15 protein-coding genes are annotated in these 14,949 nt (G+C 49.0%); 9 read left to right on the forward strand and 6 right to left on the reverse strand.

All coding sequences use genetic code 11. The annotated features are described in order from the left end of the window. Window positions 1-52: 52 nt before the first annotated feature. The 5 genes from LDN30_RS08965 to LDN30_RS08985 all read right to left on the reverse strand — a co-directional run bounded on the left by LDN30_RS08965 (window position 53) and on the right by LDN30_RS08985 (window position 5,617). Window positions 53-1,372 (reverse strand): hypothetical protein, encoded by a 1,320-nt coding sequence (locus LDN30_RS08965; RefSeq protein WP_223929302.1) that lies wholly within the window; start codon window positions 1,370-1,372, stop codon window positions 53-55. A gap of 8 nt (window positions 1,373-1,380) precedes the next feature. Continuing rightward, window positions 1,381-2,112 carry a UpxY family transcription antiterminator gene (locus LDN30_RS08970; RefSeq protein ID WP_223929303.1) on the reverse strand — a complete coding sequence of 244 codons (732 nt, stop codon included), beginning with the start codon at window positions 2,110-2,112 and terminating at the stop codon, window positions 1,381-1,383. 758 nt (window positions 2,113-2,870) lie between these two features. Next, window positions 2,871-3,266: a virulence RhuM family protein gene (locus LDN30_RS08975; protein ID WP_223929304.1), complete on the reverse strand. Its 396-nt coding sequence runs from the start codon at window positions 3,264-3,266 to the stop codon at window positions 2,871-2,873. Then, window positions 3,263-4,534, reverse strand: a complete 1,272-nt coding sequence (locus LDN30_RS08980; protein WP_223929305.1) for a site-specific integrase — start codon at window positions 4,532-4,534, stop codon at window positions 3,263-3,265. Before LDN30_RS08980 ends, LDN30_RS08975 begins: the two co-directional genes overlap by 4 nt. 573 nt (window positions 4,535-5,107) lie before the next feature. Continuing rightward, complete coding sequence (locus tag LDN30_RS08985; RefSeq protein ID WP_223926315.1) at window positions 5,108-5,617, reverse strand: hypothetical protein; 510 nt, start codon at window positions 5,615-5,617, stop codon at window positions 5,108-5,110. A 156-nt stretch (window positions 5,618-5,773) separates the two neighbouring features. Between LDN30_RS08985 and LDN30_RS08990 the strand changes: the two genes are divergently transcribed. The 9 genes from LDN30_RS08990 to LDN30_RS09030 all read left to right on the forward strand — a co-directional run bounded on the left by LDN30_RS08990 (window position 5,774) and on the right by LDN30_RS09030 (window position 13,470). Continuing rightward, window positions 5,774-6,328 carry a glutathione peroxidase gene (locus LDN30_RS08990; RefSeq protein ID WP_223926316.1) on the forward strand — a complete coding sequence of 185 codons (555 nt, stop codon included), beginning with the start codon at window positions 5,774-5,776 and terminating at the stop codon, window positions 6,326-6,328. Continuing rightward, on the forward strand, window positions 6,328-7,260 hold the full coding sequence (gene trxB, locus LDN30_RS08995; protein WP_223929306.1) for a thioredoxin-disulfide reductase: 933 nt from the start codon (window positions 6,328-6,330) through the stop codon (window positions 7,258-7,260). Before LDN30_RS08990 ends, trxB begins: the two co-directional genes overlap by 1 nt. 15 nt (window positions 7,261-7,275) lie before the next feature. Then, window positions 7,276-7,623, forward strand: coding sequence for an FtsB family cell division protein (locus LDN30_RS09000; RefSeq protein ID WP_223926318.1), 348 nt, complete (start codon window positions 7,276-7,278; stop codon window positions 7,621-7,623). Further along, on the forward strand, window positions 7,607-8,071 hold the full coding sequence (locus LDN30_RS09005; protein ID WP_223929307.1) for a hypothetical protein: 465 nt from the start codon (window positions 7,607-7,609) through the stop codon (window positions 8,069-8,071). The genes LDN30_RS09000 and LDN30_RS09005 overlap by 17 nt, the downstream gene beginning before the upstream one ends. A gap of 81 nt (window positions 8,072-8,152) precedes the next feature. After that, the gene (locus LDN30_RS09010; protein ID WP_223926320.1) at window positions 8,153-8,953 is read left to right on the forward strand and encodes a DUF4369 domain-containing protein; all 801 of its coding nucleotides are present in this window, start codon (window positions 8,153-8,155) and stop codon (window positions 8,951-8,953) included. 32 nt (window positions 8,954-8,985) lie between these two features. Then, entirely contained in the window at window positions 8,986-10,344 is a 1,359-nt protein-coding gene (locus LDN30_RS09015; RefSeq protein WP_223929308.1) for a dihydroorotase, read from the forward strand. Next, complete coding sequence (locus LDN30_RS09020) at window positions 10,304-11,131, forward strand: vitamin B12 dependent-methionine synthase activation domain-containing protein (RefSeq protein WP_373316492.1); 828 nt, start codon at window positions 10,304-10,306, stop codon at window positions 11,129-11,131. The genes LDN30_RS09015 and LDN30_RS09020 overlap by 41 nt, the downstream gene beginning before the upstream one ends. A 227-nt stretch (window positions 11,132-11,358) precedes the next feature. After that, window positions 11,359-12,660, forward strand: a complete 1,302-nt coding sequence (locus LDN30_RS09025) for a metallophosphoesterase (protein WP_223929309.1) — start codon at window positions 11,359-11,361, stop codon at window positions 12,658-12,660. Between the two features lie 42 nt (window positions 12,661-12,702). Then, window positions 12,703-13,470: a lysophospholipid acyltransferase family protein gene (locus tag LDN30_RS09030; protein WP_223926323.1), complete on the forward strand. Its 768-nt coding sequence runs from the start codon at window positions 12,703-12,705 to the stop codon at window positions 13,468-13,470. 204 nt (window positions 13,471-13,674) lie between these two features. On the opposite strand, the gene LDN30_RS09035 is transcribed toward LDN30_RS09030, so the two are convergent. Next, window positions 13,675-14,856, reverse strand: coding sequence for an ISAs1 family transposase (locus LDN30_RS09035; RefSeq protein WP_306421494.1), 1,182 nt, complete (start codon window positions 14,854-14,856; stop codon window positions 13,675-13,677). Window positions 14,857-14,949 lie beyond the last annotated feature (93 nt).

Here is a 14,949-nt window from a genome sequence, read left to right on the forward strand (position 1 = left end):
TATGCTTATTTGTATTATCTTTCCCAAATTTTTTATGTAATTTTCTTACCCTCTACATGTGACTTATTTTTATAGAATCATTATTAGGAACATAGGCTGTAACCCTTTTAAAACCTCTATAGGTCAACACGCAAATTATTATGGCAAATAAAAGAATGAACACCAAGTCCCAAAAAATCACAATTGCCTGCACATCATCTGCCCAAAACCACCATAGGAAGTCTGGCATTGCTATTTTCCCAAAGATTTTAGCATCGTCCTTGAAAACAACAGATTGAGTTATCGTCAATCCCTTCCTATAGTCTTCATCATAGGGATTCATCACAAGACCATTATATATGCCATCTTTGTAATTTACCCAGACTCTCACTGTTACAGTGTCACATTCCGAGAGAACTTCTTTGTCTATTACTTGGTTTAATTTACTTTCTTTGCTTGTATATTTTTTATTTTTACCATTTAGTATCAATTCAGTCTTGCTTACAAAGTACATAGGGTCAGTTGTACTCAAATCGAGGTCGAAAGCGTAACCGCCACGCACTTTTTTGAATGGAAGTTGTGCAGGGATATTTGCTATAGATTGTATGGATGGTATAATTGTTGGGCGTACCTTATATATTGCAAGAACAAACGGTTCTTTGGCAATATGAGCGAATTCGTGTTTATACTGTCCATAAAATCTTACAGGTTCAAATTGGTATCGCTGATTAATGTTCTTTAGTTTGGAAAAAACTTCTTCTCTATAAGGTGCGATGCGTGAACCTCTTGAAGTTGAAATATTATTCCACTCCAATTGGTAGTTATCATCAACTCCGTTTACTTTTTCATCGCTTAACATTATTATATATGTGTCATTAGCTCCAAGATTAGAACTTTGTTTGACAGCTTGAAGTATATATTGTTTGGCGGCAGACTGAAAAGAGGCTTTGTTTATGCCAACAAAACGATTTTGCTGAATAACCATTCCTGCCCAATTCCCCAATGCAGAGAAATCCACTTTGTCCTGCTGTTTCCATAATGCAGACGTTCCATTGGAAATATGTGGAGCAAAAGCAAATCTATTGAAGTCAGGATTAGATAAGTCTACCTGATATGTAACCAATGAAAGAAAATCATTTTTGTCGTATTCAAAATATTCATTCAATAGATTCTCAACATATTCCTTCGTTGAATTCTTCAACAATTCATTTGTGTATTTAGGCATTGCACCATCTATTGCAACTATAAAATGCCTATTCAAATGAATATTTCTTTGTTGTGTATATTGCTTTTTTGCCTTATTACTCTCATACTGCATCAACAACATGCCAGCCATGGCATTGTTGCAACATAAAAACACAAAAGCACAAACTAAGAGTTTAAAATTTTTCATCTAATATTTTATCGTATTAATTCCAAAAACGCACTCGGTACATACGCCGTAACAACAGTCACCAAGTCGTCCACGACAACACCGACTCTCTGTTGCCCCTGCCAGCGTGCAACTCTTCCAACCACCCCTTTGAATACACCATCAGTAACCTTTACCAACTGGCCTTTTTCGAACTTAGGCACTTCGACTAAAGACACAATGGTATTGTCTGCATCGGCAGCACAGATAATCTTCAAACTTTCCATCTGATAGTCTGGAACTATTAGTGGAATTTTCTCGATTCTGCGACCGTTGTGGACGTGACGATAATAAAAACGGAGGAAGGGGAGGTTTACGTTGTCGTAAACAAAAGATTTGAGTTGTTCTTCGGTGCCATAGGCGAAGAAGATGTTGGGTAAACGTGACTCGGTAATAATTTTGCGCTTACCTTTTATAAGTTTCACTACCTCGGTGGTAGGATAGAAAGCCGTGATACCTTTGGCTGTCATGTAGTCGTATGCTTTTTTCTCTCTACCATAGGTGGTGCGTAAAGCATACCAGTGAGGAATCTCTTCCTCCTTTTGTACTTTAGACTTACTTAATATATGGACACTTCTGGTGGACACCCCTGTTTGTGAACTCTCAGCGGAAACAGTGCTTTGAGCTTCGGGGAGGGCGTTGGAGGTAAGTCCAGCGCAAGGAGGGAATTCACCACCTCCTGGGGTGTGCACATCTTCTGATGTCCATTCATCGACTTTCATATCGGTGCTAACTTTTTTCTAGACAGAAATCCGTTAAATTGCGACAGAAAAAAAGCGTGGAATCGTCCTGTTGTCCATTCCACTTCCTGAGGCTCTAGCAATTGCCTATCATAGTTGAACAGACAACGTCAGAGCCCACGCCGATATGAAAATCATGTCCGTGTAAAGAGACCTATATAATACATTTGATTGCGCCCGAAAGGGTACAATCTATGCTTACAAGGTCTCCACGGGATTGAAATAATCACACCCGGGACATCTACCGTTGACCATATTCAAGACTATGATTAACTGTTAATTTGCTAGATTACAGGAAGTCTTAAACACAGCGTCGATAAACGCCTTCCATTATGTCTGGATTGTCTTCCCACCCAAAGCCCGCTTTCGTATAGATATGTCATGGTTGACTTCACTACACTCAGCACGGCGTAGGCTGCCGACTCGGTTATCATGAAAGAACTCGTCTTACAGCGACAACTGCGGTCTGGCTATACAATCCGACCGCAAAAGTACGAAAATATATTGAGAAAAGATAAGAAATAGCAGGAAATATCAATACAGGCATGCAAATTTAAGACTATTTAAGCCAATTTGCTTGAGTATCTCGATTATTTTGTGTAAGAAAGCGCACCGTAATAGATGACAAACATTCTAAAATATGCAAACTGCGCTACAAATAGAAAACAAAAAGCGCACAGAGTGATACAACCATTTGGTATTTCTTCTCTGTACGCTATTATATAATTAAGGTGTAATGCTTAACTGATACCTCTCGGCATCGTTCCGTTCATCACAATAATCATCGGATACTCGTGTTTTACTTGCTCTGCTTGGCAATCCTTGCGGTTCACTACCTTACTGATAAACCATTGTCTGAACAACAAGGCTTGGTATGTATCCATTTGAAGTGTTATGGCGATAATCACTTCCATATCATAGACATTCGCAGAATATCCATTTTCAAGTTTGACGTATTGCGAATGCTGGAAGTCTTTCAGCACACTTTGTTTCCAAGTGCGCTTGATGGTATTCTTTACTGCTGTCCCTGTTACATTCAACAGTTCGGCAATCTCCCAAACAGTCATCCACACCTTACCATGATGTGGGGCGTAGATGACCATATCTTCTTGTATTGTTATCACTTGTCGTTTCATACTCTGCCATTTATAGTGTTAGTATTATCGTTGCAAACATTTCCAAACGTGAATTCCTCAATGTTATTAATCTGCTGAGACAACTTTTCTACATCCTTGCTCAACTTTTCCTTGGTAATCTTGGCGTACACTTGCGTGGTCTTGATGTCTTTGTGACCAAGCATGGAACTTACTGTTTCTATTGGTACGCCATTGGAGAGGCAAACCGAGGTTGCGAACGAGTGCCTTGCCACGTGCCAGGAAAGTGGCTTGGTGATACCGCATTTCTTTCCCAATCTTTTGAGAGAACGCAGACAACTTCTATAAGGTGGTACAGGAAAGACTCTGCCATCCTTGCACAATCCACGATATTTCTCCATTATCTGCTTGGGATAGTCAAGCAACTTGATGTCGGCTTCCGTTCCTGTCTTCTGTCGGTGGATAACAATCCACTCGCCATCGTCAAAAAATGTCTTGATGTTCTCTTCCTTCAAGTTGTACAGGTCAATGAATGCGAGACCTGTGAAACAGCAGAATAGATACAAGTCACGCACCAACCCCATATGTTTTCTGGTGATAGGAGTTTCCATCAACAGGTGAATTTCTTCTTTTGTCAGAATCTCCCTTGTTGTTTCCTCGTTCTTGTACTCGTATCGTCTGAAAGGGTCTTTGACGAGCCACTCGTTATCAATCGCCCGAAAAATCATGGCACGGAGATTACGGACAAACACCATCGCAGAGTTTATCTTCAAGTGCTTGTCGGTTCTGAGAAAAGTCTCGTAGTCTGTGATAAAAGGCAGCGATAACTCTTTCAGAGCAATATCCTTCACATGGTAATGCGTCTGCAAGAACTCGCCTACATAGGCACACCCGATTCTATACTTCGTGTATGTACTCAAAGATTTCATGCCAGCCTTATATTGCTTTTCCATTTCATCACGGCTTTGAGAATAGACTTTCATCAGTGTATGGCAACGATATTCCAAGCCAAGAAAGGCGTTCTTCACCTTGTCGGCAGTGACAAAGTTATCCCTGTCCATAATCTCCTGATAATGCTTACTGATACTCACACGCATCTTGTCCAATTTGCGGTTCACTTCCAAGGCCTGCATACTCTTACCTATCATGCGTCCGCCCTTGGTGTCCCACAAATCTGGATTGGCAGTTGTCTTGCAACTGAACTGCGCCTGTGTTCCGTCCACTGTGATACGTCCCATAACAGGAACAGTACCATCTTTCTTTACTACCTGTCTTTTGAGGTAGAAGATAATTGAAAATGTACTCTTCATAACGTCATTCTTTTTTGCGTTCAAAATTAATACATGAAGAGTCTTTTCTTGCTACGCATTTCACGGCAGAACACGGCAAATTTGGTTCGTAACCAAAAAACTTACGTTGCTCATCAGTAACTCATTATAAATCAGAGTGTTAAAATTCAATTCGTAACCTTCCTCATTCTTCCGAACCTCAACATTCCCCATTTGGGGTATAGGTTACGGATAGGTAACGTTTCTCTGTCTCATCTTGTCGTATTCCCGTCTTCGTCTGTCCTCACCACTTTTAACCAAAATGAGGAAAGTAACTGATAACCAGTAAACTTTCCTCATTCTTCTCTCAAACACTTTTTATATGTACTTTCAGAACGCAAAACGGCATGTTCCGGCAACCGATTGTGAATCAATGGGTTGCAGAGACGATTCAAAAGCGGCAATGATTTGAATTATTTTTACACTAAAAATCCCGGCTTCCGCAGTTGCATTCCGTTTGAACACAACTGCGGAGAGCCGGGAAATAGCAGTTAAGAATATCCGTTTAATTATCCTGAGCGGAGCCGATGCCACGTTGTTCCGATGGCTGCTGCCCTACTCTTCCTCCTTCTGAGGCAGGGCATCGGGCTTAGCCCAGAACGAGTTGTCGTACCAGTCGTCGTACCAGCTGTTGATGCGGTAGAGCTCGGCATTGCCCACGGCGTTACCGGTGTGGGTATCGTAGACGATGGCCCGCATCCGCGTCGTGCCGTCGTAGCTTCCATCCATCTCGAAATCGAGTGCTACCTCTGCACCGTTAGAATAGTGGAAGTAGATGTAACCGTCCTGAACGGTCCACTGGAAGTCGATGGTCACGAAGGAATGGTAGCCGTTGTAGTCGCGCTCACGGCCCCATCCGCCGTACTTGCTCGTACGCTGGATGTCGAGCTGGGAGTAATAGTAATCGGTGCCGTAGCCGAGTTCGTCGTAGAAGTACGTTCCCATCTTGCCCTCCCAGTAGCCGACGAAGTAATCGGCGGTGTCGGCATCGTCGTCTGTTGAACAGCTCGTGAAGGTCAGGGCGGCGATGAGTGCCACCAACAGCAGAGTGAGTTTCTTGTTCATTTTCTTTACTTTAGTTCGCAGATTATAATTTTTTGGCAAAGTTAATGTAATTTGCGAAGAAATCAAAATAAAAGCGTTATTTGTTTCTATTTCAATAAAAATGCGTACTTTTGCAGAAAGAAAAAGAAAACTATCAAGAGTAACACAAAAAGAGAAATGAGAACAGTTTATGAATTCTCTGTCAAGGACAGAAAAGGGAAAGGCGTAAGCCTTAAGGAATACGCCAATGAGGTTCTGCTGATTGTCAACACCGCTACACGCTGCGGATTCACTCCCCAGTACACTGAGCTGGAGCGTCTTTATGAGACATATCACTCACAAGGCTTTGAGATCCTCGACTTCCCGTGCAATCAGTTCGGCCAGCAAGCTCCTGGCACCGATGAGAGCATCCACAACTTCTGCAAGCTCACCTACGGCACTGAGTTCCCCCAGTTCAAGAAGATAAAAGTCAATGGCGACGATGCCGACCCATTGTTCAAGTTCCTCAAGGAGCAGAAAGGATTCGCGGGCTTCGACATGACAAACAAGATTGCGCCCGTGCTCGTCGAGATGTTCGACAAGGAGGACAAGAACTGGCGCGACACTCCCGACATAAAGTGGAACTTCACCAAGTTCCTCATCAACAAGAAGGGACAGGTTGTCAGCCGTTTCGAGCCGACAGAGAAAATAGAGAACGTTGAAGCCGCAATCAAAGAAGAATTATTAAAGTAATGGACAGAATCAAATGCTTAATCATAGGCTCGGGTCCCGCAGGCTACACAGCAGCCATCTACGCCGGACGGGCCAACCTTAGCCCAGTGCTCTACTGTGGCTTACAGACGGGCGGACAGCTCACCACGACAACTATCGTTGAGAACTTCCCGGGTTATCCCGATGGTGTCGATGCCAACCAGATGATGATGGACCTGCAGAAACAGGCCAAGCGCTTCGGTGCCGACATCCGCGACGGCATCATCACCAAGGCCGACTTCAGCTCGCGGCCTTTCAAGCTCACCACCGACCGTGGTGTGGAGCTTGAGGCCGACAGTGTGATTGTGGCCACCGGTGCCAGTGCCAAATACCTCGGACTCGCCGATGAGGAGAAGTACAAGGGCGAAGGCGTGAGTGCCTGTGCCACCTGCGACGGATTCTTCTACCGCAAGAAGGTCGTAGCAGTCGTCGGCGGTGGCGATACAGCATGCGAGGAAGCAAGCTATCTCGCCGGACTGTGCAAGAAAGTATATATGATTGTGCGCAAGCCCTATCTGCGTGCAAGTGATATTATGAAGAAGCGTGTGGCCGAGGCCGAGAACATCGAAATCCTCTTCGAGACCAACACCGTGGGACTCTACGGCGAGAATGGCCTCGAAGGCGCTCACGTGGTATACCGCAAGGGTGAGCCCGACGAGAAGAAATACGACCTTCCCATCGACGGATTCTTCCTCGCCATTGGTCACAAGCCGAACACGGAGGTCTTCAGCGGACAGCTCGAACTCGACGCTCAGGGCTATATCGTGACCAAAGGAAAGACCACACACACAAGCGTCGAAGGCGTGTTCGCTGCCGGCGACTGTGCCGACCCTCACTACCAGCAGGCCGTAGTAGCCGCAGCAACGGGTGCTGAGGCGGCTCTCGATGCCAACGAATACCTCCAGACACTGTAAAACAAATATCTACAAGTGGGCAAGAATGTAGCAACCAATATCCTGCATCTCATCAAGAGGTTCAAGTATCAGATAACCATCATCCTCGGTGTGCTCCTCGTCGGATTCTTCGACGAGGACAGCATAATGAAGTATATCGAGCTCGAATATCAGATATCCGACCTCAAGAAGGAGATTGTGAAGTATGAGAACAAATATCAGAACGACTCCGAGGAGATGAAGCGCTTGCAGAAAGATCCTAAGGAGATGGCGCGAATAGCCCGCAAGCGCTACTTCATGAAGAAGGACAACGAGGACATCTTCGTCCTTTCGACCGACGAGCAGGATTCTGACAACACTTCTTCAGATGAAGCAACTGAATAAAATTGAAACTTTCCTCTTCATCTTCGGCGGCCTGATGATGGTCGCCGGAGTTGGACTGTATGTCTTCGGCGTTGCCGTAAAGGCCGTGTCGATAGCGTTCTTGGTCGGGGCGGTACTCTTCGCCGTCATGCAAATAAAGCAGACTTATCAAGGTCAGAGCACGACAATCAAGCGGCTGAAGTCGATAATGACCGTGGCCGACGTGGCTTTTGTCGTTGCCGGACTGCTGATGTTCGAGAATGCGTGGCACCTACTCTACCAGACGGTGGTGTGGCGAAATCCCGATGTGTTTGATTTCCAGGCACATACCAACTACATGGACTACATCAACAACAAGTGGGTCGTGGCACTTATCATTGCTGCCATGCTCGAGATGTACTCCATAAACCGCATTTCGTATGAGCTGAAGAAAGAAGAAAGTAAAACTGAAAAAAACATAAAAGATTAGCTTTTTGTTTTAAATAGGATAAATTTATTTTCACACATCATTATTACATTGTAATTTTGTCAGTACATCAACAAAGTAACAATGAAAGTTTTAAACGCATTCTTAGCCATTGCAGCCTTAATCACGTGTGGATCTTGCGGGAGCACATACAACATCACGGGTACTTCAAACGTATCAATGATGGACGGGCAGAAACTGTACCTGCAAGTTCTCGACGATGATAACTGGAAAAACACTGACTCATGTGATGTCGTCCACGGTGAATTTGCTTTCGCCGGACGCATCGACAGTGCTAAATGGGCAAGGATATACCTCAACGACGATGCTCCCACGGGCATCCCTCTAATCCTCGAAGATGGCGACATCGCAGTGAAAATCAACGATACCCCGAGTACGACAACATGCACGGGGACACCGCTCAACAACAAGCTCAACGAGTTTCTGCGCAGCTACTATCAAATTGAGAACGACCGCGAGGCTCTCACCAGCCGCCACTCGCAGTACATCATGAACGGACTGAGCGAGGACGAGGCCAACCGCCGCGTGGCCGGAGCATACAATCGCCTCGACGAACGCATCGACGACCTCGTGATGAAATATGTCACCGAGAACTTCGACAACGTCCTCGGACCGGGACTGTTCATCATGGTGGCGCAGTCGCTCTATCCGCAGCCGGTGCTCACACCGTGGGTTGAGGACGTTATGAGCAAAGCGACGAGCAAGTTCAAGAGCAACCATTACGTCAAGGAATATATGGACGCGGCTCAGCAGTTGCAGAATGCCAGCGACGGAATGGGACAGCCACAGGGCGCGCCTCAGAGTGGTACCGTTCCTCCACCGCCCACACCGAATCAGATGGCCGGTGACAGTACGGCGCAGTAACAGCGTGAAAAAGAAACAAAAAATATTGAAATATGAGGAAACTCATCTTCGGCGGAACCATCGTCAATGAGGGTCGGGAGTTCAAAGGCTCCATCGTCATCGACGGTGACCGCATAAGCAAGATTATAGAAGGGAACGAAGCACCCCGTGGTACATACGATGAAACAATCGATGCCACGGGTTGTTTTGTTTTGCCGGGGATTATCGACGAGCATGTCCACTTCCGTGAGCCGGGCATGACCGACAAAGCCACCATCGAGAGCGAGAGCCGTGCTGCCGCTTACGGGGGTGTGACGACATACTTCGAGATGCCGAACACCAATCCGCAGACAACAACCCTGGAGGCCCTCGACGACAAATTCAACCGCGCTGCCGCCGACAGCCACGTCAACTACAGCTTCTTCTTCGGGGCCACCAACTCGAATACTGCTCTCTTCGACAGCCTCGACAGCCACCGCATACCGGGCATCAAGCTCTTCATGGGAGCCTCAACGGGCAATATGCTCGTCGACAGGGCCGAGACCCTGAGCAGCATCTTCAGCACCTGCGCACGCCTCGGACTGCCGCTGATGACCCACTGTGAGGACACAACCATCATCAACGACAACATGCGACAGGCCCGCGAGAAGTACGGCGACGACCCAGCGATAGCCCTTCATCCCGTCATCCGGTCGGAGGAAGCATGCTGGAGAAGCTCTTCCCTCGCTGCGAAGATGGCCAGAGAGTATGGCACCCGACTGCACATAGCACACGTCACGACAGCCCGCGAACTGTCGCTTGCTGATCCGCAGCCCGATGTCGTCGGTCCTGCGGAGCCGCTGATAACCCTTGAGGCGGTCATCGCCCACCTCTACTTCAGCGACGACGACTACTCGACAAAGGGAGCCCTCATCAAATGCAACCCCGCCGTGAAAAGCGCCGCCGACCGCGACGCACTGCGCAGAGCCCTCACCGACGGACGAATCACGACCGTAGGTACCGACCACGCACCACATCTGTTGTCGCAGAAGCAGGGCGGATGCCGCAAGGCTGCCAGCGGAATGCCAATGGTGCAGTTCTCGCTGCCGACGATGCTCGAGCTTGTCGACGACGGCGTTCTGACCATCCGGCGCCTCGTGGAGCTCATGGCCCACAATCCGGCAAGAATCTTCAGCGTCAGCGGACGGGGCTTCCTGCGCGAGGGCTACAAGGCCGACATCGTCGTAGTGCGCCGCGGCAATCCGTGGACGGTAACCGAGAACATCATTCAGAGCAAGTGCAAGTGGAGCCCCATGCAGGGCCACAACTACCGGTGGCGAGTGCAGCAGACCATCTGCAACGGCCACATAATATACAATAAAGGAGATTTCGATGAAGCATACCGCGGTGAGGCTGTCATATTCCGTTCATGACATTGAGCCATATATCAACTGGGCCTACTTCTACTATGCCTGGTCGATGAGCGACAAGCCCCAGGACGAGAAGCAGAAACTGCGCCACGAGGCCGAGCAGATGCTCGCCGAGATGGACAAGCACTATCACACTCACGCCATCTTCGGCATTTACGATGCCAACAGCGACGGCGATGACCTCATCATCGACGGAGTGCGCATTCCCCTGCTCCGGCAGCAGCACCCGTCGCCGGGCTCCGACTACTGTCTCTGTCTGTCCGACTTCGTGCGACCGATACAGTCGGGTGTAGCCGATAAAGCCGGTGTCTTCTGCACGTCAGTCGACTCCTCGCTGAGTGCCGACTACCTTTCCGACCCCTACAGCCGAATGCTATCGCAGACCCTCGCCGACCGTCTCGCCGAGGGAACGGCCGAGAAGATGCACGAGGAGGTGAGGCGCCACTACTGGGGATACGCCCCCGACGAGCACCTGACCATGGCAGACACCCACGCCGAACGCTACCAGGGCATCCGTCCCGCCATCGGCTATCCGTCGCTGCCCGACACGAGCATAAACTTCATCATTGCCGAAATCCTCGACATGCAGTCGATAGGAGTGAGGCTGACCGAGAGCGGAATGATGACACCACATGCCAGCGTATGCGGGTTTATGTTCGCACACCCCGAAGCCCACTACTTCGACTTGGGGAAGATTGGCGAGGACCAGCTCCGCGACTATGCCCGACGACGTAAGCTGCCCGTAGCCTTAGTGCGTAAATTCCTGCAAAGGAGCATCGACCGAAGATAGAATAAAAATGGTTCATCGGCTATACAAAACATTATTAATGTAGTAAAAGCCACCACGAAACGGGCTAAGCAACCGCCAAAATCGACAATAATGCCACCACAAGACGGGCACGGCAACCGACAGAATCGACAATAATGCCACCGGAATACAGGCGGAACAACTGATAGAATCACATGAAAATGCCGCCGCGAGACTGACAAAAGCAACGAAAGGAGCGCCGAAGATAAATGATTCATCGCATAGTAATAGAGTTGATTATCGTCATCGTGCTGTCCGACCTCTATATCGACATGCACTACTTCCATAAGCACTACCACATCAAGCGGTGGCAGCGCGTGCTGTGGTGGGCGCCCTGCGTGATGATGATCGTCTACACCTGCGCATTGGCATCGATAGAGAACTTTGCACCGGCCGACCTCACGTGGCTCAATCTCTACATGCTGCTCCTGGGGCTCTTCGTCGGACCGAAGGCCGTATTCACCGTATTCTCTTCCGTGGGATGGGTCCTGCGAAAGACCATCATACCCACACACCGCAACTACGGCCACTACCTCGGACTACTTGCCGGACTCATCGCCGTAGGAGCGTATATCTACGGACTGACAATAGGGGTCGGACAGATTCGCGTCAGCCACGTCGACATCAGCTTCCCCGACCTGCCACAGCAGTTCGACGGCTACCGCATCGTCAACGTCTCCGACATACACCTCGGCACCTTCGACGGCTGGCGGAAGAAGATTCTCGTCGACGAGATGGACAGCATCAGGGCTCAGCGCGCCGACATCATCTGCTTCACGGGCGACCTACAGAACATGCGTCCGCAGGAGGTTGCCGTCATGGTGCCAGTGCTCACCACAGCCATGGACGGCCGCAGGATTCCAGTCCTCTCGGTCCTCGGCAATCACGACTATGCCGAATACGTCAAGCACACGCCACTAATCGAGGAGAACATGCGGCGCGAGCTCATCGCCATCGAGAGCAACCGGCTACACTGGCGCGTCCTCAACAACGCGCATCTGGCGGTGCGGAGGCCACAGCCCTTCGAGGGGGCGCTGGCGGAGCATAGCGGAGCCGTGGCATCCGTCCGTCAGCCTGCCGACAGCATAGTGTTCGTAGGCACCGAGAACGACGGACGCCCGCCGTTTCCGCAGCGGGCCGACTGGCCGAAAGCCTTCCGGGGCATCTCAGGCAACGCGTTCGTCATTGTTCTCCAGCACGATCCGTCGGCATGGGAACGGGCAATACTGCCCAAGACCAACGCTCAGCTGACACTCAGCGGACACACCCACGGCGGACAATGCCAGATTCTCGGCCACCGGCCGACACAGCTGACGCAGCATGAGGACTGCGGACTCTACCACCGCGGCGACCGCTACCTCTATGTCAACGCCGGACTTGGCGGCCTCGTTCCCTTCCGGCTGAACATGCCGAACGAGATAACCGTCATCACGCTGCACAGCACTGCCAAAGTCAGCCGCTCAAACGCTACCCCACAGAGCTCCACCACTCGCAGCCCGCAATATAAATGAACAAATAATAACGAAACACGACAACTCAAAACAAGACAACAAATGAAGTATATCGCGACTTTTCTCTACCGTCTCTACCAGCTGTTCATCGTCCTGCCACTGTTCATCGTCCTGAGCATCATCACGGCCACCGTGACCGTCGTAGGATGCCGATTGGGCAACGGACACTTCTGGGGCTACTATCCCGGGAAGATATGGGCGCGCATCACCTGCTATCTCCTTTTTCTGCCCGTACACGTTGAAGGACGCGAGAATCTCGACCCCAAGCAGAGCTATGTCTTTGTGGCCAACCACCAGGGAGCATTCGACATCTTCCTCATCTACGGTTTCCTCAACCGCAACTTCAAGTGGATGATGAAGAAGTCGCTGCGCAAGGTGCCCTTCCTCGGCGTCGCCTGCGAGTATGCCCACCACATATACGTCGACCGCAGTGGAGCCAGCAAGATTCGCAAGACCTACGACAATGCGCGAGAGATTCTCCGTGAGGGCATGTCGCTCGTCGTCTTTCCCGAGGGTGCACGCACCTTCACCGGTCACATGGGCAAATTCCGCCGCGGAGCCTTCATGCTCGCCAGCGAACTGCAGCTGCCCGTATGTCCGCTGACCATCAACGGATCGTTCAATGTCAAGCCGCGAACAAAGGATTTCTTCTGGGTCTTCTGGCATCCGATGAGTCTCACCATCCACAAGCCAATCCCCTACAAGCCCAAGGACGACCACGAGCGTGAGATGATGGCCGAGTCGTACGATGCCGTCATGTCTGGACTGACAAAGGAATACCAGGGTTATGTCGAGAACCCCGACCAGTAATCAACCGCCCCCACCGTCAGACAACAACATTATACGGTTCTTTCATTTAAATTTAGACTGACATGGCATGATTGTTGCTCAGTCTCCGCTTTACCGCAGAAATGCTATTTGTAGTAAAGGTCTGATGACCAATGGATAAAGTATCCCCTACCCAAGCTGGATGTAGCTTAGGGCTTATTATATATCCCTCAAAATTAACGACCTCTACAGACTGAGAAGAGAAATAGCATAGGCCAAGCTGTTCTTGGCGTAAGATGCAATGGCTGAGAACTTGACTTTAAAGAGTTCTTTCCTCTTTCTGATGGTCTCTGGCAGGTGCTTTTTGGAGGCTATGGTGTAGATGATATAAACAAGCTTCTGGATCGAGTCCAAGTTTCTGGCCGACTTTGTTTCTTTTCTCTTTGTGCGGTCCTGGCGCATTCTTGCATCCAGCGTCCAATGGAGATTGTTCTCGATTCCCCAGTGCATGCGGCTGATTCGATCCAAAGTCTGTGCCCTTTCTTCCAAACTGGTTATATAGTACCTCGTCTGTTTTTGTTCCGTTCCGCTTTTCTTTTCAATCGTATGCGTGTCTATGGCAATCACAGCCTTGACATTGAGGAATTTTTCAAGCGCCTTGATACCGGATATGTCTGAATATACACGGCATCGGCGTTGGTACAGCCTCCCGTGGGCAAGTTCCCACTCCGTCTTCCATTCGTCGTTAGGATGCAGCGTAGGCACAGCGTCCTCTACCGACCATCTTGCTGCTTTCTGGTTGGCTTTCAGCGCAATAAGATAGTCAGCTCCCTTCCCGACGATGCCTTTGATGATAGAACTTTGGCACGACATGGCATCCGCAGTTATAACGCATCCATTCATGTAGTCAGCCCGCTCTATGATTTTGGGCACAGCCTTTATCTCATTGCTTTTCACCTCACACATTTCAGTGTCAAGCGGCAACCGGTCGGTCACGCTGAAAGCAGTCACAACATCAGGAGAGCGTCCGTCGCCAATTTTCGTACCCAGCATGAACTTGCCGTCAATTGCAATGTGCCGTCTGTTTGCTCCATCATGCTCCGACACGTATTTTCGTGATAATGTCGAAACCAAAGAGGCCAAAGTAATGTCGTCGATTCCACCTTCCATCCTGCAAAGTGTGGGCTCGGACGGACATCCCTTAGCAAGAATGCCGAGGTGGTCTTGCAAGTAGCTCAAATGGATCGTTCCAAAGGCCACAATGTCCTTGCGAGTCTCGCAGCCGCATGCCCTGGCCAAAATAACCAGCAGAAGCATGTCGGACAACTTGTGTTTACAGTTGCCTTTGTTCATCCTACGATAATCTGGTACTGAGTGGATAAAATTTAACAAATCTCGGCTCAGCAAATGCGGTTTTTCAACCGCCAAACTCTTAATCCCTTATAGGGAAGAAAAAGTTGCATCCGAGATGATAAAAGTGCGTAATTGTTTGGTTATTAGCTAATTATTTTGTATCTTTGC

Source organism: Prevotella lacticifex (assembly GCF_019973375.1).
Classification (GTDB): domain Bacteria; phylum Bacteroidota; class Bacteroidia; order Bacteroidales; family Bacteroidaceae; genus Prevotella; species Prevotella lacticifex.

What these genes read in the sequence shown, in the direction of transcription:
- LDN30_RS08965 (WP_223929302.1), bottom strand. Translation starts at nt 1,372, where the DNA reads ATGAAAAATTTTAAACTCTTAGTTTGTGCTTTTGTGTTTTTATGTTGC.
- LDN30_RS08970 (WP_223929303.1), bottom strand. Translation starts at nt 2,112, where the DNA reads ATGAAAGTCGATGAATGGACATCAGAAGATGTGCACACCCCAGGAGGT.
- LDN30_RS08975 (WP_223929304.1), bottom strand. Translation starts at nt 3,266, where the DNA reads ATGAAACGACAAGTGATAACAATACAAGAAGATATGGTCATCTACGCC.
- LDN30_RS08980 (WP_223929305.1), bottom strand. Translation starts at nt 4,534, where the DNA reads ATGAAGAGTACATTTTCAATTATCTTCTACCTCAAAAGACAGGTAGTA.
- LDN30_RS08985 (WP_223926315.1), bottom strand. Translation starts at nt 5,617, where the DNA reads ATGAACAAGAAACTCACTCTGCTGTTGGTGGCACTCATCGCCGCCCTG.
- LDN30_RS08990 (WP_223926316.1), top strand. Translation starts at nt 5,774, where the DNA reads ATGAGAACAGTTTATGAATTCTCTGTCAAGGACAGAAAAGGGAAAGGC.
- trxB (WP_223929306.1), top strand. Translation starts at nt 6,328, where the DNA reads ATGGACAGAATCAAATGCTTAATCATAGGCTCGGGTCCCGCAGGCTAC.
- LDN30_RS09005 (WP_223929307.1), top strand. Translation starts at nt 7,607, where the DNA reads ATGAAGCAACTGAATAAAATTGAAACTTTCCTCTTCATCTTCGGCGGC.
- LDN30_RS09010 (WP_223926320.1), top strand. Translation starts at nt 8,153, where the DNA reads ATGAAAGTTTTAAACGCATTCTTAGCCATTGCAGCCTTAATCACGTGT.
- LDN30_RS09015 (WP_223929308.1), top strand. Translation starts at nt 8,986, where the DNA reads ATGAGGAAACTCATCTTCGGCGGAACCATCGTCAATGAGGGTCGGGAG.
- LDN30_RS09020 (WP_373316492.1), top strand. Translation starts at nt 10,304, where the DNA reads ATGAAGCATACCGCGGTGAGGCTGTCATATTCCGTTCATGACATTGAG.
- LDN30_RS09025 (WP_223929309.1), top strand. Translation starts at nt 11,359, where the DNA reads ATGATTCATCGCATAGTAATAGAGTTGATTATCGTCATCGTGCTGTCC.
- LDN30_RS09030 (WP_223926323.1), top strand. Translation starts at nt 12,703, where the DNA reads ATGAAGTATATCGCGACTTTTCTCTACCGTCTCTACCAGCTGTTCATC.